General features: G+C 71.8%; 15 protein-coding genes and 1 pseudogene. 10 read left to right on the top strand and 6 right to left on the bottom strand.

Features of this window, described 5'->3' with window-relative positions:
* Positions 1 to 50 precede the first annotated feature (50 nt).
* Together FDO69_RS20485 and FDO69_RS20480 are read right to left on the bottom strand one after the other, a co-directional pair.
* Entirely contained in the window at positions 51 to 1,268 is a 1,218-nt protein-coding gene (locus FDO69_RS20485; protein WP_104781301.1) for a cation:proton antiporter, read from the bottom strand.
* 4 nt (positions 1,269 to 1,272) lie between these two features.
* A complete protein-coding gene (locus FDO69_RS20480) occupies positions 1,273 to 1,758 on the bottom strand; it encodes a cation:proton antiporter regulatory subunit (RefSeq protein ID WP_104781300.1) in 486 nt (161 codons plus the stop codon).
* Between the two features lie 215 nt (positions 1,759 to 1,973).
* Between FDO69_RS20480 and FDO69_RS20475 the strand changes: the two genes are divergently transcribed.
* Both FDO69_RS20475 and FDO69_RS20470 read left to right on the top strand, forming a co-directional pair.
* Positions 1,974 to 2,939 (top strand): sensor histidine kinase, encoded by a 966-nt coding sequence (locus tag FDO69_RS20475; protein ID WP_170320913.1) that lies wholly within the window; start codon positions 1,974 to 1,976, stop codon positions 2,937 to 2,939.
* The gene (locus FDO69_RS20470; protein ID WP_104781298.1) at positions 2,939 to 3,592 is read left to right on the top strand and encodes a response regulator; all 654 of its coding nucleotides are present in this window, start codon (positions 2,939 to 2,941) and stop codon (positions 3,590 to 3,592) included. Before FDO69_RS20475 ends, FDO69_RS20470 begins: the two co-directional genes overlap by 1 nt.
* A gap of 192 nt (positions 3,593 to 3,784) precedes the next feature.
* Here the strand turns inward: FDO69_RS20470 and FDO69_RS42100 are convergent.
* Positions 3,785 to 3,853, bottom strand: a pseudogene (locus FDO69_RS42100) (hypothetical protein); the annotation flags it as partial.
* 103 nt (positions 3,854 to 3,956) lie between these two features.
* Here FDO69_RS42100 and miaB point away from each other — a divergent pair.
* Both miaB and FDO69_RS20455 read left to right on the top strand, forming a co-directional pair.
* Complete coding sequence (gene miaB / locus FDO69_RS20460; RefSeq protein WP_104781297.1) at positions 3,957 to 5,480, top strand: tRNA (N6-isopentenyl adenosine(37)-C2)-methylthiotransferase MiaB; 1,524 nt, start codon at positions 3,957 to 3,959, stop codon at positions 5,478 to 5,480.
* Between the two features lie 175 nt (positions 5,481 to 5,655).
* Positions 5,656 to 6,369 carry a class III extradiol dioxygenase subunit B-like domain-containing protein gene (locus FDO69_RS20455; protein WP_104781296.1) on the top strand — a complete coding sequence of 238 codons (714 nt, stop codon included), beginning with the start codon at positions 5,656 to 5,658 and terminating at the stop codon, positions 6,367 to 6,369.
* Between the two features lie 226 nt (positions 6,370 to 6,595).
* Here FDO69_RS20455 and FDO69_RS20450 read toward each other — a convergent pair whose 3' ends face one another.
* Positions 6,596 to 6,979 carry an antitoxin gene (locus tag FDO69_RS20450; RefSeq protein ID WP_104781295.1) on the bottom strand — a complete coding sequence of 128 codons (384 nt, stop codon included), beginning with the start codon at positions 6,977 to 6,979 and terminating at the stop codon, positions 6,596 to 6,598.
* Positions 6,980 to 7,005: 26 nt separating this feature from the next.
* Positions 7,006 to 7,299: a hypothetical protein gene (locus FDO69_RS20445; protein WP_104781294.1), complete on the bottom strand. Its 294-nt coding sequence runs from the start codon at positions 7,297 to 7,299 to the stop codon at positions 7,006 to 7,008.
* Positions 7,300 to 7,481: 182 nt separating this feature from the next.
* Between FDO69_RS20445 and miaA the strand changes: the two genes are divergently transcribed.
* The 6 genes from miaA (at position 7,482) to hflX (ending at position 16,118) form a co-directional block, all read left to right on the top strand.
* Positions 7,482 to 8,420 (top strand): tRNA (adenosine(37)-N6)-dimethylallyltransferase MiaA, encoded by a 939-nt coding sequence (miaA, locus tag FDO69_RS20440; RefSeq protein WP_104781345.1) that lies wholly within the window; start codon positions 7,482 to 7,484, stop codon positions 8,418 to 8,420.
* Between the two features lie 108 nt (positions 8,421 to 8,528).
* On the top strand, positions 8,529 to 9,056 hold the full coding sequence (locus FDO69_RS20435; protein WP_104781293.1) for a hypothetical protein: 528 nt from the start codon (positions 8,529 to 8,531) through the stop codon (positions 9,054 to 9,056).
* Between the two features lie 73 nt (positions 9,057 to 9,129).
* On the top strand, positions 9,130 to 10,002 hold the full coding sequence (gene dapF, locus FDO69_RS20430; protein ID WP_104781292.1) for a diaminopimelate epimerase: 873 nt from the start codon (positions 9,130 to 9,132) through the stop codon (positions 10,000 to 10,002).
* Positions 10,003 to 10,298: 296 nt separating this feature from the next.
* Positions 10,299 to 12,479 carry a RelA/SpoT family protein gene (locus tag FDO69_RS20425; protein WP_104781291.1) on the top strand — a complete coding sequence of 727 codons (2,181 nt, stop codon included), beginning with the start codon at positions 10,299 to 10,301 and terminating at the stop codon, positions 12,477 to 12,479.
* A gap of 258 nt (positions 12,480 to 12,737) precedes the next feature.
* Positions 12,738 to 14,249 carry a M1 family metallopeptidase gene (locus FDO69_RS20420; protein WP_104781290.1) on the top strand — a complete coding sequence of 504 codons (1,512 nt, stop codon included), beginning with the start codon at positions 12,738 to 12,740 and terminating at the stop codon, positions 14,247 to 14,249.
* Positions 14,250 to 14,624: 375 nt separating this feature from the next.
* A complete protein-coding gene (gene hflX / locus FDO69_RS20415; protein ID WP_104781289.1) occupies positions 14,625 to 16,118 on the top strand; it encodes a GTPase HflX in 1,494 nt (497 codons plus the stop codon).
* An 82-nt stretch (positions 16,119 to 16,200) separates the two neighbouring features.
* On the opposite strand, the gene FDO69_RS20410 is transcribed toward hflX, so the two are convergent.
* On the bottom strand, positions 16,201 to 17,403 hold the full coding sequence (locus tag FDO69_RS20410) for a trypsin-like serine peptidase (RefSeq protein ID WP_104781288.1): 1,203 nt from the start codon (positions 17,401 to 17,403) through the stop codon (positions 16,201 to 16,203).
* Between the last annotated feature and the right edge of the window lie 102 nt (positions 17,404 to 17,505).

Raw genomic sequence — 17,505 nt, 5'->3', positions numbered from 1 at the left:
GCCCCTGCGCACCCGGGAGGCCACGCCCCTGCGCACCCGGCGCGCCCTCCTCAGTCGGCGACCGGTGCCTCGGCCTCGGCCGCCCGGGGCGCGGGCTCCGGGCGGTGGGGCAGGCGGCGGCGGGACCACCACGTCGCCACCGGCTCGGTGTAGCGCGCGGTGAGCGGGCCGAGGACGACCAGGATCAGCACATAGGCCGTGGCCAGAGGGCCGAGGGACGGTTCGATCCCGGCCGCGACCGCGAGACCCGCGATGACGATCGAGAACTCTCCGCGTGCCACCAGCGCGCCACCCGCCCGCCAGCGCCCCTTGACGGAGATCCCGGCCCGCCGGGCCGCCCAGTAACCGGTGGCGATCTTCGTCAGCGCGGTGACGACGGCCAGCCCGAGTGCGGGCAGCAGGACGGGCGGGATGCTCGACGGGTCGGTGTGCAGCCCGAAGAAGACGAAGAAGACCGCCGCGAACAGGTCACGCAGGGGGCTCAGCAGGGTGTGCGCGCCCTCCGCGACCTCCCCCGACAGCGCGATGCCCACCAGGAAGGCCCCGACCGCCGCCGACACTTGGAGCTGCTGCGCGACACCCGCGACCAGGATGGTCAGACCCAGCACGACCAGCAGCAGCTTCTCCGGGTCGTCGCTGGAGACGAACCGTGAGATGAGCCTGCCGTAGCGCACGGCCAGGAACAGCACGAGCCCGGCTGCGCCCAGCGCGATCGCCAGGGTCACGCTGCCGGCCATCAGCCCGACGCCGGCCACCAGCGCCGTGACGATGGGCAGGTACACCGCCATCGCCAGATCCTCCAGGACCAGCACGCTGAGGATCACCGGCGTCTCCCGGTTGCCGACCCGGCCCAGATCGCCCAGCACCTTCGCGATCACTCCGGACGACGAGATCCAGGTGACACCGGCCAGCACGACCGCGGCCACCGGGCCCCAGCCGAGCAGCAGCGCCACGGCCGCCCCGGGCAGCGCGTTCAGGGCGCAGTCGACCAGACCGGACGGGTAGTGCGTCTTGAGGTTGGAGACCAGATCGCTCGCCGTGTACTCCAGGCCCAGCATCAGCAGCAGCAGGATGACGCCGATCTCCGCGCCCGTGGCGATGAACTCCTCGCTCGCGCCGAGCGGCAGCAGACCCCCCTCACCGAAGGCGAGGCCGGCCAGGAGGTAGAGGGGTATCGGCGAGAGCTGGAACCGGGCGGCGAACCGGCCGAGCAGGCCGAGGCCGAGAATGATGGAACCGAACTCGATGAGCAGAACAGCGGAGTGCAAAAGTTCACTCCCGCCCGAGTATGGTCGCCGCCGCGTCGACGCCCTCTCGGGTGCCGACGACGATCAGCGTGTCACCGCCCGACAGCCGGAAGTCCGGCGCGGGCGACGGGATGGCCTCGGCCCGGCGCAGCACGGCCACCACCGACGCGCCCGTCTCCGTCCGCATCCGCATGTCGCCGAGCACCCGCCCGTTCCAGCGCGAGGTCGCGGACACCTCGATCCGTTCGGCCACCAGTCCGAGGTCCGTGGTGTACAGCAGGCTCGGGCTGTGGTGGGACGGCTTCAGCGCGTCGATCAGCGAGCCCGCCTCCGAGCTGGTCAGCTTCAACGACTGTGCGCACGAGTCGGGATCGTCGGACCGGTACACGTTCACCGTGCGCGTGCCGTCTCGGTGCGCCACCACCGACAGATGGCGGTGTTCCCGGGTCTCCAGGTCGTACTGGACCCCGATACCCGGCAGCGGCGTCGCCCTCAGGCGCGGAGCTGACACGTTGCTTCCCCTTGTTCGTCTTGTTCGTCTTGGTTGTCTTGCTTTGTCGACCTGATGAACGGAGCCGATCATCGGACGAGTCAACTCCGCATGCTCCCATCCGGCCGTACGGTGACGACATGGGTGTCGTGACGGATATACGCAGCGGCCGGTCGCCGGAGAGGGTGGAGGGGGCGGTGCACCGCGCGGCGTCGGGAAGGAGCGGATCCAGAGGCGTGTCGTTGTTCTGGCGGATCTTCTCGCTCAACGCCGTCGGCCTGGTCGTGGCCACGGCGCTGCTGCTCGGCCCGGTCACAGTCTCCACCCCCGTTCTCGCCGGCGAGGCCCTCGTCCTGCTCGGCGGTCTGGTGCTGCTGCTCGCCGGCAACGCGCTCGTGCTGCGCTACGGCCTGGTGCCCCTGCAACGTCTCGACCGGGCCATGGCCACCGCCGACCTGCTGCGTCCGGGCTCCCGGCCCGTGGTCGCGGGGCCGGCGGAGACGGCCGGGCTGATCACCACGTACAACACGATGCTCGACCGGCTGGAGGCCGAGCGGGCGGTGGGCGCCGCCCGGGCGCTGTCCGCACAGGAGAGCGAACGGCACCGGATCGCCCGAGAGCTCCACGACGAGGTCGGGCAGACCCTCACCGCCGTACTCCTCCAGCTCAAACGCGTCGCCGACCGGGCGCCCGAGGACCTTCGCGAGGAGGTGGGCCAGGCGCAGGAGGCGACCCGGGCCGGCCTGGACGAGATCCGCCGGATCGCCCGCCGCCTGCGCCCGGGCGTGCTGGAGGAACTCGGGCTGGCCAGCGCCCTGCGGTCGCTGGCCGGCGAGTTCACGGCCCACGGGCTGACGGTGCGACACCACGTCACCGGTGAGCTCCCCGCCCTGACCCCGGAGGCGGAACTCGTCGTCTACCGGGTCGCCCAGGAGGGCCTGACCAACACCGCCCGGCACGCCGCCGCCGACCGCGCCGAACTCTGCCTCCAGCCGGTCCCCGACGGCGTCGAACTCCTCGTACGCGACAACGGCACAGGCCTCGGCGACGCCCCCGAGGGCGCCGGCCTCACGGGCATGCGCGAGCGCGCCCTGCTGATCGGTGCCGCCCTGACCCTGCAACCGGCGCCGGGCGGGGGCACCGACGTACGGCTGCGCGTACCGGTGACACGGCGCGTACCCGTGACCGAAGGACCCCGCTGATGACCACACCGATCCGTGTGCTGCTCGCCGACGACCACACCCTCGTACGCCGGGGTGTGCGCCTCATCCTGGACGGCGAGCCCGACCTCACGGTCGTGGCCGAGGCCGGGGACGGCGCCGAGGCCGTCGCCAAGGCCCGGGAGACCCCGGTGGACCTCGCGGTCCTGGACATCGCCATGCCCCGCACGACCGGCCTCCAGGCGGCCCGTGAACTCTCGCGCCGGATGCCCGGCCTGCACATCCTGATCCTGACGATGTACGACAACGAGGAGTACTTCTTCGAGGCACTCAGGGCCGGAGCCAGCGGCTACGTGCTCAAGTCCGTCGCCGACCGCGACCTGGTCGAGGCCTGCCGGGCCGCCGTGCGCGACGAGCCGTTCATCTACCCGGGTGCCGAACGCGCCCTCGTCCGCTCCTACCTGGAGCGGCTGCACCGGGGTGACGGCCTGCCGGAGCGGGCCATCACCGAACGCGAGGAGGAGATCCTCAAGCTGGTCGCAGAGGGCCACACCTCGAAGGAGATCGGGGAACTCCTCTTCATCAGCGCCAAGACCGTGGAGCGCCACCGCGCCAACCTCCTGCAGAAGCTCGGCATGCGCGACCGCCTGGAGCTGACCCGGTACGCGATCAGGGCCGGACTCATCGAGCCCTGAGCCCGGTGCGGGGCTCCTGCCGGGCGGCCGTGCCCCTTCCGGTGACCGCCGGCCCTTGCCGTTCCCCGACGGCCCCCGGCAGGTCAGCGACAGGTCAACGGCCTTGGGTGAGCGGGTGGCTGATCCCTGGGCCGAGATGAGCGCGGCCGACTCCGCGAGGTCGGTGGCGAACCGCTCCACGGCCTCGTAGGGGAAGCGGTGGCTGGGACCGCTGAGGGAGAGCGAGGCGACGACCGAGCCCGAACGGCCGGTGACCGGCACCGCGACGGCGGTCAGGCCCTCGTCCCACTCGCACCTCGGGGGCGACGATCTCCGGGAAGCACCTCGGGGGCGACGATCTCCGGGAAGCACCTACCCTTGAACCATGACCAGCAGCAGCGACCGGAGCCCGGCAGTGGACGTTCGATCATCTAAGACCTATGAGATCCGGACCTACGGATGCCAGATGAACGTCCACGACTCCGAGCGATTGTCCGGACTGCTCGAGGACGCGGGCTACGTCCGCGCGCCCCAGGGCGCCGACGAGGCGGACGTCGTCGTCTTCAACACCTGCGCCGTGCGGGAGAACGCCGACAACAAGCTGTACGGCAACCTCGGCCACCTCGCACCGAAGAAGGCGGCCCGCCCCGGCATGCAGATCGCCGTCGGCGGCTGCCTCGCGCAGAAGGACCGCGACACCATCGTGAAGCGGGCGCCCTGGGTGGACGTCGTCTTCGGGACGCACAACATCGGCAAGCTGCCCGTCCTGCTGGAGCGCGCCCGCGTGCAGGAGGAGGCGCAGGTCGAGATCGCCGAGTCGCTGGAGGCGTTCCCCTCGACACTCCCCACCCGCCGCGAGAGCGCCTACGCGGCCTGGGTCTCCATCTCCGTCGGCTGCAACAACACCTGCACCTTCTGCATCGTCCCGGCCCTGCGCGGCAAGGAGAAGGACCGCCGCCCCGGCGACATCCTCGCCGAGATCGAGGCCCTGGTCGCCGAAGGCGTCTGCGAGATCACGCTGCTCGGACAGAACGTCAACGCCTACGGCTCCGACATCGGCGACCGCGAGGCCTTCAGCAAGCTGCTGCGCGCCTGCGGGAAGATCGACGGGCTGGAGCGCGTCCGCTTCACCTCCCCGCACCCCCGTGACTTCACCGACGACGTCATCGCCGCCATGGCCGAGACGGCCAACGTGATGCCGCAGCTGCACATGCCGCTCCAGTCGGGCTCCGACCCGGTCCTGAAGGCGATGCGCCGCTCCTACCGCCAGGAGCGCTTCCTGGGGATCATCGAGAAGGTCCGCGCCGCCATCCCGCACGCCGCGATCAGCACGGACATCATCGTGGGCTTCCCCGGCGAGACCGAGGAGGACTTCGAGCAGACGCTGCACGTGGTCCGCGAGGCCCGCTTCGCCCAGGCCTTCACGTTCCAGTACTCCAAGCGCCCCGGAACCCCGGCCGCCGAGATGGACGGCCAGATCCCCAAGAAGGTCGTCCAGGAGCGCTACGAGCGGCTCGTCGCCCTCCAGGAGGAGATCTCCTGGGAGGAGAACAAGAAGCAGGTCGGCCGCACGCTGGAGCTGATGGTCGCCGAGGGCGAGGGCCGCAAGGACGACACCACCCACCGCCTGTCCGGCCGCGCGCCTGACAGCCGCCTCGTCCACTTCACCAAGCCGGACCAGGAGGTCCGCCCCGGCGACGTCGTCACGGTCGAGATCACCTACGCCGCCCCGCACCACCTCCTCGCCGAGGGGCCCGTGCTGGACGTGCGCCGCACGCGCGCGGGTGACGCCTGGGAGAAGCGGAACGCGGCCGAGAAGGCCAAGCCCGTCGGCGTGATGCTGGGCCTGCCGAAGATCGGCGCCCCCGAGCCCCTGCCGGCCGTGGCGAGCGGCTGCGGCTGCGACTAGCCGGATCGCCGACGCACTCGCCTTGCCGGCCGTGGTGAGCGGGTGCGGTCGTGATTGAGCCGGATCGCCGACGTACTCGCCTTGCCGGCCGTGGTGAGCGGGTGCGGCTGCGACTGAGACGGGCCGCTGCCGCCCTGTGCGGTGACAGCGGCTCCTGAGGGTTACCCTGCCGATCATGCTTGTCGCCGCCGCCGTCTGCCCCTGCCCGCCCCTCCTGGTGCCCGAGGTCGCCGTGGGCGCCGCCCCGGGACTGGATGCCGCGCGGGCCGCCTGCACGGACGCGCTGGGCGTGCTCGCCGCCGCCCGGCCGGGACGGCTCGTGGTCGTCGGACCGGTCGGCGGTGCCGGGACCGAGGACTATCCGGCGGGAACGGCGGGGTCCTTCCGGGGCTTCGGCGTCGACCTCGACGTGCGGCTGGGAGCGGCCGAGGGCGCGGGCACGGACGCGCGGCTGCCGCACTCGCTGGGTGTGGCCGCCTGGCTGCTGGAGCGGACCGGGTGGTCCGACGCTCCGGTCGAGGGATTCGGGGTGGGCGAGTCCTGCCCCACCGAGCGGTGCGTGCAGTCCGGGAGGGAGCTCGCCGCCCTGGACGAGCGGGTGGCCCTGCTGGTGATGGGGGACGCCAGCGCGTGCCGGACGCTCAAGGCCCCGGGCTACCTGGACGAACGGGCGGCGCCCTTCGACGCGCAGGTCGCACGGGCGCTCGGCGCGGCGGACCTGGCCGCACTCACCAAGCTGGACACCGGGCTGGCCCACGAGCTGAAGGTCTCCGGCCGGGCTCCCTGGCAGGTCCTGGCGGGCGCTGCCGAGGGCGCGGACCTCTGCGGCTCACTGCTGTACGAGGACGCGCCGTACGGCGTGGGGTACGTCGTCGCCGCCTGGTCGTAGACCTGGCCGCAGGGTGCGGGAAGGGGCGTAGCGCGGGCTTCGGGAACGATCGTGGCGGGCGGCGCGGGAATCCAGCGGGCCGCAGGGAGCGGGAAAACGTTCACGGCCGGGCGCCAGGGCGTGGGAACGGCGGACGGCCGGGAGCCCTCGTGCTCCGCGGCCGTTCGCCGATGTGCCTTTCAGGGTGCCGATGCGCGGTTCGGTCCCTCGGGGCGCCGGGGCGAGCTCAGGACGTGGGCGGCGGCGCCTCCGGAGGCGGAGGGACGCCCGCATCCGTCGGGGAAGCCGCGTCCGTCGGGGGAGCCGCGTCCCGTGGTGGTGCCGTCCGGCCCGTGCCGGGCGGCTTCGTCGTGCCGGCCGCGCCGGGCGGCGTCGTGCCGCCCGTCTCCGGTGCGCCGTCGCCATGGTGCGTGAGTCGGCCCATGGCGCCCTTGGCCCGGCCCGTGCCCGACTGGATCCTGTCGCTGTACTTGCCCTTGGTCGTCTTGTCGACGGCCTGCGCGGCCTTTTCGAGACCTTGATGGATCTTGCCCTCATGCCGCTGTGCGAGGTCGGAGACCTTGCCCTTGGCCGGGCCCAGCTTGGCTTTCACGTTGTCCATGAGACCCATGGCTCACCTTCCCTCGCGCGGGGCGGTCACTTACGGGCGCCCTCGTCGGCCTCGTTGTCGGCCGCCTGCTCGGTGGACTGCTGCTTGGGGATGTCGACGCCCTCGGACTCGGTGACCTCGGGGGTGGCCTCGGCAGCCGGCTCCGCCGCTACCGGGGTTTCGTCGTTGCCCTTCGCCTCGGCGGTCCGGGCGGCCTCGGCCGTCTGCGCCCCGGCCGTCTCCGCCTCGGTCCCGGCCTTCGCCGTGTCGTTGTGAGCCTCGGCTGCAGGCGTCTCCGCCGTGGCCTTCGACCGCCGGAGAAGTCGTGCAAAAACGCCCATATCCACTCCATACATTACTCGTGCGGGCGAAATCCCGCGTTGCCCGGTGCGTCAATTTGCGCGGCCCGGGCCACCGCCTCTGCGATCCGGCGGCAGGAACCTCGCAACGGGCAACGACCTCGCGTCTGTCGCGTCACGTAACTCGTTCGAGACCAGGGGTGGAGGTTTGGGAGACTGTGGCGGTGAGCAGCGCACCCCCCGCCCCCCGTGTCATCGCCGTCGTCGGACCGACTGCGGCCGGAAAGTCCGATCTGGGCGTCTTCCTGGCCCAGCGCCTCGGCGGCGAGGTCGTCAACGCCGACTCCATGCAGCTCTACCGAGGGATGGACATCGGTACCGCCAAGCTGACGCCCGAAGAGCGCGACGGCGTCCCCCATCACCTGCTGGACATCTGGGACGTGACCGTCACCGCGTCCGTCGCCGAGTACCAGCGCCTGGCCCGCGAGCGGATCGAGGCGCTGCTCGCCGAGGGGCGCTGGCCGATCCTGGTCGGCGGTTCCGGACTGTACGTGCGCGGGGCCGTCGACAACCTGGAGTTCCCCGGCACCGACCCCGAGGTCCGGGCCCGCCTGGAGGAGGAACTCGCGCTGCGCGGCTCCGGTGCGCTGCACGCCCGCCTGGCCGCCGCCGACCCCGAGGCGGCCCGCGCGATCCTGCCGAGCAACGGCCGCCGGGTCGTCCGCGCCCTCGAGGTGATCGAGATCACCGGCAGGCCCTTCACGGCCAATCTCCCCGGCCATGACTCGGTGTACGACACCCTTCAGATCGGCGTCGACGTGGCCCGCCCCGAGCTCGACGAGCGCATCGCGCGCCGGGTCGACCGGATGTGGGACGCCGGCCTCGTGGACGAGGTGCGCGCGCTGGAGACGCAGGGATTGCGCGAAGGGCGTACGGCCTCGCGCGCGCTCGGCTACCAGCAGGTGCTCGCGGCGCTCGCCGGGGAGTGCACGCTCGACGACGCGCGGGCCGAGACCGTGCGTGCCACCAAGCGCTTCGCGCGCCGCCAGGACTCATGGTTCAGGCGCGACCCGCGGGTGCACTGGTTGAGTGGGGCGGCGGCCGATCTCACGGAACTTCCGCAGCTCGCGCTGTCCTTGGTCGAACGACCGGTCACAGCCTGATCACGTCATGGCATCGGGACGCCCAGGCCGTCATCCGGTCCTTCGGCGGCGTGCCATCATCGAGCTTCGATCGACCGAACTGAGTCCTAGTTGGGAGGGCGCGTGGCGATGGAGGCCGGCCCTCGCGACACCGCACGCAGCACCGATCACATCACCGCCGAGCGGGATGAGACGGAGCGCGGGGACGCGTCGGAGCAGAACGCACCGGAGCAGGAGACGGAGCACCTCAGCTCCGACGGGCCCGACGAGACGCAGGGCGTGACGGACGACGGTCCCGAGCCCGGCGAGATGTTCGCCGACGAGGTCGAGGTCGAGCTGCGTCCGCAGCGCCGGCTCCGGATCTGGCAGCTGGCGCCCATCGTGAGCCTCGCGGCACTCGGTTCCCTGATGTTCGCCTTCCCGCTCGCCTTCGACTTCGGCGACAGCGGGGCCGTCATCGCCATGCTGGGCCTGCTGATCTGCTCGTGCGCGGCCGGGTGGGGCATGATGGCCGCCCGCCGAGTGGGCCACACCTGGCCGGGCCTGCCTGCCCGCGGCTCCGGCCGCAGACCCGACTGGCGGGTCGTTCTCGCCTACGCCCTGGTCGTGGCCGTCGTGGTGGTCCTCGCCGTGTGGCGTGTGGCGCGGCTGCGCTGACCCGGGTACGGGCTGCGGAACGCCGTCGCGGGGACGCCGAGGCGTTGTCGTGGGCACCCCTTACGATCGAGGCATGAGCACGCGGATCGCCTTCCTCAAGGGCCACGGCACCGAGAACGACTTCGTGATCGTCCCGGACCCCGAGAACGCCATCGACCTGCCTCCGGCCGCCGTCGCAGCCCTGTGCGACCGGCGCGCGGGCATCGGCGGTGACGGCCTGCTGCACGTGGTGCGGTCCGCCGCGCACCCGGAGGCGGCGGGCATGGCGGCCGAGGCGGAGTGGTTCATGGACTACCGCAACGGCGACGGTTCGGTCGCGGAGATGTGCGGCAACGGCGTGCGGGTCTTCGCGCGCTACCTCCAGCGCGCCGGCCACGTGACCGAGGGAGACCTCGCGGTCGCCACGCGCGGGGGCGTGAAGACCGTGCACATCGCCAAGGACGGTGACGTGACCGTCGGCATGGGCCGCGCGGTGCTCTCCGAAGGCGACGTCACGGTGAGCGTCGGCGAGCGCAGCTGGCCCGCGCGCAACGTCAACATGGGCAACCCGCACGCGGTCGCCTTCGTGGAGGACCTGGCGCACGCGGGTGACCTGCTCTCCCCGCCGCCCTTCAGCCCGGCGACCGCCTACCCGGACGGTGTGAACGTCGAGTTCGTGATCGACCGCGGCCCCGCGCACGTGGCGCTGCGGGTGCACGAGCGCGGCTCCGGCGAGACCCGCTCGTGCGGCACGGGCGCGTGCGCCGTCGCCGTGGCCGCCGCCCGCCGTGACGGTGCCGACCCGAAGGTCACCGGCGCCCCCGCGACCTACACCGTGGACGTCCCGGGCGGCACCCTGGTGATCACCGAGCGGCCCGACGGCGAGATCGAGATGACCGGCCCGGCCGTGATCGTGGCCGAGGGCGAGATCGACGCGGACTGGCTGGAGACCGCGGCGTCCGCGTGAGCCGGGGCGTGCAGTCCTGAAACGCCCGGGCGTCTTCAGCCGGACGACCCGAAATCACCGTTGACATTCGGCCACTTGGCGAGAATCGCGTCACGGAGCTCGCTCGGTACAGGGGTACAAACCTCACATTCGTCCCTCGAATGGGTGATCAGTTTCACGCTCGGCGAGAGGCGGTCAGTCGGGCGTGGTGGGCTCGGTAGCATCAAGCACCGGCCCGGACGGGGGACCGAAGCCGCCCCCTGAGCCATGTCCGCTCTGGGGCGCCCGTCCGCCGGTTGACGCAGCCGGAGGTGCCCATGAGTGCGGAGGCCACGAATTCCGTGACCCCAGGCCCGATGCCGGGCGCGGTGTCAGGAGCAGTGACACCGACAGCCACCCGCAGAAAGGCCCGCCCCCGGATCGACCTGCGCCGCTTGGGCCGCGCGGCCCTGCTCGGGCCCGCCGCCAGAGGCCGGCTGCCCGACGCCATCAGCCATGTGGTCGAGGCCCACCGTGCCCACCACCCCGAAGCGGACCTCGAGCCCCTGCGGCACGCCTACGTCCTGGCCGAGTCCTCGCACCGCGGCCAGATGCGCAAGAGCGGCGAGCCCTACATCACCCACCCCCTCGCCGTGACCCTGATCCTCGCCGAACTCGGTGCCGAGACCACGACGTTGACCGCGTCGCTGCTGCACGACACCGTCGAGGACACGGACGTGACGCTCGACCAGGTCCGCGACCAGTTCGGCGAGGAGGTCCGCTACCTCGTCGACGGGGTCACCAAACTGGAGAAGGTCGACTACGGCGCCGCCGCCGAGCCCGAGACCTTCCGCAAGATGCTCGTGGCGACCGGCAACGACGTCCGCGTCATGTCGATCAAACTCGCCGACCGGCTGCACAACATGCGCACCCTCGGCGTCATGCGCCCCGAGAAACAGGAGCGCATCGCCAAGGTGACACGTGACGTGCTCATCCCGCTGGCCGAACGGCTCGGCGTGCAGGCGCTCAAGACCGAACTGGAAGACCTGGTCTTCGCGATCCTGCATCCCGAGGAGTACGCCGGCACCCGCGAGTTGATCGTCCGCAACGCGGCCCGCGCGGACGACCCGCTCGCCGAGGTCGCCGACGAGGTTCGGGGTGTGCTGCGCGAGGCGGACATCTCCGCCGAAGTCCTCATCCGCCCGCGCCACTTCGTTTCGGTTCACCGCGTCTCCCGCAAACGCGGCCGGCTCCGCGGCTCCGACTTCGGCCGCGTCCTGGTTCTGGTGAACGAGGACGCCGACTGCTACGCCGTCCTCGGCGAACTGCACACCTGTATGAAGCCGGTGGTCTCGGAGTTCAAGGACTTCATCGCCGTACCGAAGTTCAACCTCTACCAGTCGTTGCACACGGCCGTGGCACGCGAGGACGGCCAGGTCGTCGAGGTCCTCATCCGCACGCACCAGATGCACAAGGTCGCCGAGGCGGGTGTCGTCGCCCTCGGCAACCCGTACGCACCGGCCCCCGAGGACCCGGCCGACGGTGAGCGCGTCGACCCCACCCGCCCCGGCTGGCTCTCCCGGCTCCTCGACTGGCAGGAGGCGGCACCCGACCCCGACCACTTCTGGTCGACCCTGCGCGAGGACCTCGCCCAGGACCGCGAGATCACCGTCTTCCGCCCCGACGGCGGCACCCTCGGCCTGCCCGAGGGCGCGACCTGCGTGGACGCCGCGTACGCGCAGTACGGGGAGGACGCGCACGCCTGTCTCGGGGCCCGGGTGAACGGCCGCCTGGCGACGCTGAGCACCGTGCTGAAGGACGGCGACACCGTTCAGCTCCTCATGGGCCAGGACCCGGCGTCGGAGCCCTCCCGGGAGTGGCTGGAGCACGCGCACACCCCCGCGGCCCGGATCGCCATCCAGCGGTGGCTGACCGCCCATCCGGCGCAGGCGGAGTCCCAGCAGAGCGAGGCGCGGATCGTGGAGAACCGGACAGGCGTCCGGCCCGCCGACGTACCCGAGCCCGGCGCGGCGCCCGAACAGACCGCCGACCGCTCCGCCACCGGCAACGTCCTCGCCGACCTGCCCGGTGCGACCGCCCGGCTCGCCCGCTGCTGTACGCCCGTACCGCCCGACGAGATCACCGGCTTCGCCGTACGCGGGGGAGCGGTCACTGTGCACCGCGTGGAGTGCGCCGCGGTGGCGCGCATGAAGGACGGGGGGCGTGCGGAGGTCGGTGTGAGCTGGGGAGAGGCCGCCGAGTGCCGGGTCACGCTGGTCGCCGAATCGTTCGTCCGTCCGCATCTGCTGGCCGATCTCACCGAGGCCATGGCCTCCGAGGGTGCGGAGATCGTCTCGGCGACCGTCGAACCGCCCACCCAGCAGCAGGTGCGGCACACCTACACCGTGCAGCTCCCCGACGCCGGCCATCTGCCCGGCCTGATGCGTGCGATGCGCGACGTGGCCGGGGTGTACGACGTCAGCAGGGCGCAGCCGCAGCCGCAGCCGCAGGATGACTGAGGACGCCCGCGCCGGTGAACGGCCTTCCGGCAGGGGCGAGGGAACGCCGGCCGGCCGCCATCGACTGATCCGGGCCCGAGTCCGGGGACGCAGGGGATCGCGGCGGCCGCCTGGGTGGTGACCCGCCTGTGGACGGCCTTCGCCTACGGCCGCACCGAACCGCCCGGGCGGCACCCGGCGCAGGCGCCGGTCCCCGGTTCGGGTGGGGCGGAAGCGCGCCGTCCGCGACGTTCAGCCGTGCGCTGATAGCCATGGGGCATGCTCCTGACCCCCCACAGCCAGGCCGCCGCCCCCATCCGGCGGCGCCGGACCGCCGCCGCCCTGCTCGCGTCGGCCGTCTCCGTCTGCCTCGTCGCCGCGAGCGCCCCCGCCGTCCCGCTCGGCGTCGGCGACCGACTCTTCCCGTACCTCGGCAATCCCGGCTACGACGTGGCGTCGTACGACCTCTCCTTCACCTACCCGGGCAGCAACAGCCAGCCGCTGCGGGCCGTCACCACCATCGACGCCTGGACGACCGCCGACCTGGACCGCGTCAACCTGGATTTCGCCCACGGCACGGTCCAGTCGGTCGAGGTCGACGGCGACCCGGCGGAGTTCCACACCGCCGGCGAGGACCTGGTGATCACGCCCGAGAACCCGGTGTCGGACGGCAAGTGGATGCGGATCACCGTGCGGCACACCAGTGATCCCGTGCCCGCCAAGGGCCGCGAGGGCGGCTGGGTGCGCACCGCGGACGGCCTCGCCATGGCCAACCAGGCCGACGCCGCGCACCTGGTGTTCCCGTGCAACGACCACCCCTCCGACAAGGCGATGTTCACCATCCGGGTGACGGCACCCGACGGGCACACGGCCGTCGCCAACGGCCTGCCCGCCGGAACGGAGACGTCACGCGGGACGACGACGTGGACCTACCGCACCCAGCACCCCATGGCCACCGAGCTCGCCCAGGTCTCCATCGGCCGCTCCACGGTGCTGCACCGCACCGGCCCGCACGGGCTCCCCGTACGGGACGTCGTCCCGACCGAGCACCGCAAGGCGCTCGAGCCCTGGCTGGAGAAGACCCCTGGCCAGATCACCTGGATGGAGAACAAGGTCGGTCGCTACCCCTTCGAGACGTACGGCCTGCTCATGGCCGACGCCTCCATCGGCTTCGAACTGGAGACCCAGACGCTCTCGCTCTTCGAGGGGGATCTGTTCACCGACCGGGCCCACCCCTCGTGGTACCTCGAGTCGATCATGGTCCATGAGCTGGCCCACCAGTGGTTCGGCAACAGCGTCAGCCCCCGCACCTGGTCCGATCTGTGGCTCAACGAGGGGCACGCCACCTGGTACGAGGCGCTGTACGCCGAGGAGCGGGGCGGCAAGCCGATGCGGGACCGGATGAAGGCCGCCTACGGCGCCTCCGACCGCTGGCGCGCCGCCGGCGGACCACCCGCCGCGCCCAAGGCACCCGACCCCGGCCGTAAGACCGACATCTTCCGCCCCAACGTCTACGACGGGGCGGCGCTGGTCCTGTACGCCCTGCGCCAGGAGATCGGCCGCCCGGCCTTCGACCGCCTGGAACGCGCCTTGGTCGAGCGGCACCGGGACGGCACGGCCGCGACGGAGGACTTCGTCCGCCTCGCCGCAGAGATCTCCGGACGCGACCTGGGCGGCTTCTTCCAGGGCTGGCTCTACGGCGAGAAGACCCCGCCGATGCCGGGCTACCCGGACTGGAAGCCGGACGCCGCTGCGAAATCGCCGGACGCCGCGGGGCCGCAGACGCCCTGAGGCAGCCCGCCCGAGGTCGCAGACTCCCTTGAGCAGGGCTCCGCGAAGCCGCAGAGGCCCCTGCGAAACCGCAGATCTCCTGGGCGGCCCCTTGCGAAACCGCAGATCTCCTGGGCGGCCCCTTGCGAAGCCGCAGATCTCCTGAGGCAGCCCCCTGCAAAGCCGGGGGGCAGCCCCCTGCAAAGCCGCAGACCTCCTGAGGCGGGCCCCCTCGAAGCAGGCCGGGCCGGTGAAGGTGCCGCCCGATAACACGGTGACGAGACGCCCCGTGCCGTGCGACCATCTTCAGGTCGACGAGGCACGGAGCGCCGGGAATCTCCTGGACCGCCCGTGCGTTGCAGACAGTGAACGGTTTCCCACCTACGTAAGGATCCAATGACCTCCTCTTCTTCCTTTTCCCAGGACTCCAAGCGCTTCGCGCACAGCCACCCCGAGGGTCTTCGGGCCGATGCCCTGATGGAAGAGGACGTCGCCTGGAGCCACGAGATCGACGGAGAGCGGGACGGCGACCAGTTCGACCGCTCCGAGCGCGCGGCCCTGCGCCGTGTGGCGGGCCTCTCCACCGAGCTCGAGGACGTCACCGAGGTCGAGTACCGCCAGCTCCGGCTGGAGCGGGTCGTCCTCGTCGGCGTCTGGACCTCGGGAACCGTGCAGGACGCGGAGAACTCCCTCGCGGAGCTCGCCGCCCTTGCCGAGACGGCCGGCGCGCTGGTGCTCGACGGAGTCACCCAGCGCCGCGACAAGCCCGACGCGGCCACGTACATCGGCTCCGGCAAGGCCGAGGAGCTGCGCGACATCGTCGTCGACACGGGTGCGGACACCGTCATCTGCGACGGTGAGCTCAGCCCCGGCCAGCTGATCCACCTCGAGGACGTCGTCAAGGTCAAGGTCATCGACCGCACGGCCCTGATCCTGGACATCTTCGCCCAGCACGCCAAGTCCCGAGAGGGCAAGGCGCAGGTCGCTCTCGCGCAGATGCAGTACATGCTGCCGCGACTGCGCGGCTGGGGTCAGTCGCTGTCCCGGCAGATGGGCGGCGGCAAGGGCGGCGGCCTCGCCACCCGTGGTCCCGGTGAGACCAAGATCGAGACGGACCGGCGCCGGATCCGCGAGAAGATGGCGAAGATGCGCCGGGAGATCGCGGAGATGAAGACCGGCCGCGATATCAAGCGCCAGGAGCGCAAGCGTCACAAGGTGCCGTCCGTGGCCATCGCGGGCTACACCAACGCCGGCAAGTCCTCGCTGCTCAACCGCCTCACGGGCGCGGGCGTGCTGGTCGAGAACGCCCTGTTCGCGACCCTCGACCCGACCGTGCGCCGGGCCGAGACCCCGAGCGGACGGCTGTACACGCTGGCCGACACGGTCGGTTTCGTGCGCCACCTGCCCCACCACCTGGTCGAGGCGTTCCGCTCCACGATGGAGGAGGTCGGCGAGTCCGACCTGATCCTGCACGTGGTCGACGGTTCGCACCCGTTCCCGGAGGAGCAGCTGGCCGCCGTGCGCGAGGTGGTCCGGGACGTCGGCGCCACCGACGTGCCCGAGATCGTCGTGATCAACAAGGCGGATGCGGCCGACCCGCTGACGCTCCAGCGGCTGCTGCGCGTCGAGAAGCGGTCCATCGCGGTCTCGGCCCGCACCGGCCAGGGCATCGAGGAGCTGCTCGCGCTCATCGACAACGAGCTGCCCCGCCCGTCGGTCGAGGTCGAGGCGCTCGTGCCGTACACGCACGGCAAGCTGGTCGCCCGTGCACACGACGAGGGCGAGGTGATCTCCGAGGAGCACACCCCGGAGGGCACCCTGCTCAAGGTGCGGGTGCACGAGGAACTGGCGGCGGAGCTCACGCCGTACGCTCCGGCACCGGCGCTCTGAGCCCGACCTGAGCGCGCGTCTCGCCTGAACGCGAGAGGGCCCGCTCCCTGTCGCAGGGGAGCGGGCCTTCAGCATGTACAGATCACTGACCGCCGTACGTCTTGCTCATGTTCTGGTAGAGCGCTTCGGCGTCGCGGCCCAGCTGCGGACCCGCCAGCCAGGTGTTGTCGGCCGGGCCGATCGAGGTGTTCGACACCAGCACCGACTTGCCGTTCAGAACCCGGAACCAGCCGCCGCCGGAGGAACCGCCGGTCATGTCGCAGCCGATCCGGTACATCGTCGGCAGGGACGGGCTGAGCGAGAACCGGCCGGGGCTGTCGATGCACCGGAACATCTTCTCGCCGTTGTAGGGCGGCGCGGCCGGGTAGCCCCAGGCGCCCATCTTGGCGGCCTCGGCCGCGGACGGGGCGGAGAAGTCCACGTCCAGTGCGGCGCCGACCGTCTCCTCCAGAGACTTGGCGCCCTGCTCCGGCTTCACGTGCAGCACGGCGTAGTCGTACGCGGCTCCGTCACCGCCACTCTCCGAACCGCCCTGGATCCACTGGTTGGAGGTCGAGGCCCAGTTCGCCCACCAGTTGCCGTACGGGGCGATCTCCGTCGGGTTCGCATCGGTCAGCTCCGCCTCGGACTTGCCGAGGTCGTTGTAGGCCGGGACGAACACGATGTTGCGGTACCAGCCGCCGTTGCCGCCGGCGTGCACGCAGTGGCCCGCCGTCCACACCAGGTTGGACTTGCCCGGGTGGTTGACGTCCTTGACGACCGTGCCCGAGCAGACGGCCGGGCCGTCCGGGGAGTCGAAGAAGACCTTGCCGACCGGCGCCGCGTTGCGGTGGTACGGCGTCTTCTCGGACTGCGCCCGGACCGGTGCCGGATCCGGATCGCTGACGCCCTGGCCGGCCGACGCGTCCTTCGTCGTGACCCTCTTGTCGGCCTCGTCGGCGGACTGCATCCGCTCCGGCTTCCACAGGCCCTTGATCACCGGGTTGACGAAGTCCTTGGCGTCACTGAGCCACTTGTCCTTGTCCCAGTCCTTCCAGCCGCCGCTCTTCCAGCGGTCGACGTCGATCCCGTGCTCCTTGAGCTTGCCCGCGAGATCGGCCGGGATTTTGGCCTCGCCGCCGCCGTTCGCGGAGGCCTGGGAGCTGGTGGCGTCGGGCTTGTCACTCGCCGAATCTCCGGAACCGCCACAGGCGGTCGCGGTGAGCGCCAAGGCGGCGACGAGCCCGGCGGCGGCGAGGACGGTACGCCGTCCGCGCCTCGGTGCGGGCGTGGATGTGGAACGCATGGTGCGATGACCCCCGTTGGTGCGTACTGAGTGGTTCTGGTCCTGCTCAGCGCAGGCGCCCCGTGTGCACGGCATGGGCGCGGCAACCGGTCGCTGCGCGCG

Source organism: Streptomyces tibetensis (assembly GCF_007655005.1).
In the GTDB taxonomy this organism is placed as follows: Bacteria; Actinomycetota; Actinomycetes; order Streptomycetales; family Streptomycetaceae; genus Streptomyces; species Streptomyces tibetensis.
Note: the sequence above shows the minus strand (reverse complement) of the source record. Positions and strands in the feature narration are given on the sequence as shown.

Coding starts and splice junctions, on each gene's coding strand:
- FDO69_RS20470 (WP_104781298.1), top strand. CDS start 2,939: ATGACCACACCGATCCGTGTGCTGCTCGCCGACGACCACACCCTCGTA.
- miaB (WP_104781297.1), top strand. CDS start 3,957: ATGACCAGCAGCAGCGACCGGAGCCCGGCAGTGGACGTTCGATCATCT.
- FDO69_RS20455 (WP_104781296.1), top strand. CDS start 5,656: ATGCTTGTCGCCGCCGCCGTCTGCCCCTGCCCGCCCCTCCTGGTGCCC.
- FDO69_RS20450 (WP_104781295.1), bottom strand. CDS start 6,979: ATGGGTCTCATGGACAACGTGAAAGCCAAGCTGGGCCCGGCCAAGGGC.
- FDO69_RS20445 (WP_104781294.1), bottom strand. CDS start 7,299: ATGGGCGTTTTTGCACGACTTCTCCGGCGGTCGAAGGCCACGGCGGAG.
- FDO69_RS20435 (WP_104781293.1), top strand. CDS start 8,529: ATGGAGGCCGGCCCTCGCGACACCGCACGCAGCACCGATCACATCACC.
- dapF (WP_104781292.1), top strand. CDS start 9,130: ATGAGCACGCGGATCGCCTTCCTCAAGGGCCACGGCACCGAGAACGAC.
- FDO69_RS20425 (WP_104781291.1), top strand. CDS start 10,299: ATGAGTGCGGAGGCCACGAATTCCGTGACCCCAGGCCCGATGCCGGGC.
- FDO69_RS20420 (WP_104781290.1), top strand. CDS start 12,738: ATGCTCCTGACCCCCCACAGCCAGGCCGCCGCCCCCATCCGGCGGCGC.
- hflX (WP_104781289.1), top strand. CDS start 14,625: ATGACCTCCTCTTCTTCCTTTTCCCAGGACTCCAAGCGCTTCGCGCAC.
- FDO69_RS20410 (WP_104781288.1), bottom strand. CDS start 17,403: ATGCGTTCCACATCCACGCCCGCACCGAGGCGCGGACGGCGTACCGTC.